This is a genomic window from Citrobacter cronae, from assembly GCF_016893685.1.
Classification (GTDB): Bacteria; Pseudomonadota; Gammaproteobacteria; order Enterobacterales; family Enterobacteriaceae; genus Citrobacter; species Citrobacter werkmanii.
On sequence record NZ_CP069763.1, the window covers coordinates 1720448 to 1720904 of the forward strand.

The following is a 457-nucleotide window of genomic DNA, read 5'->3' on the forward strand; positions in this document are numbered from 1 at the left end:
AATAAACAGAATTTGCCTGGCGGCTGTAGCGCGGTGGTCCCACCTGACCCCATGCCGAACTCAGAAGTGAAACGCCGTAGCGCCGATGGTAGTGTGGGGTYTCCCCATGCGAGAGTAGGGAACTGCCAGGCATCAAATAAAAGCGGAAGGCCCGGTCGRAAGACCGGGCCTTTTGTTTTATCTGTKGTCTGTCGGTGAGTGCTCTCCTGAGGAGGACAAATCCGCCGGGAGCGGATTTGAACGTTGCGCAGCAACGGCCCGGAGGGTGGCGGGCAGGACGCCCGCCATAAACTGCCAGGCATCAAATAAGTGAAGAAGCCCRTCCTGCCGGATGGGCTTTTTTGCGTCTGTRYGAAATGAAACCTGCCGGATGCGGCAYMCCGCCTTATCCGGCCTACGTTGTACTGAACGTATTTTGTAGGCCTGATAAGCGCAGCGCATCAGGCAATCCCGCACT

Annotated in this window: 1 rRNA gene; it reads left to right on the forward strand. The window is 57.2% G+C overall.

Features of this window, described 5'->3' with window-relative positions:
• The first annotated feature begins 15 nt into the window (after positions 1–15).
• Positions 16–131: ribosomal RNA gene (gene rrf, locus JSN25_RS07355) — 5S ribosomal RNA — on the forward strand.
• Positions 132–457: the final 326 nt, after the last annotated feature.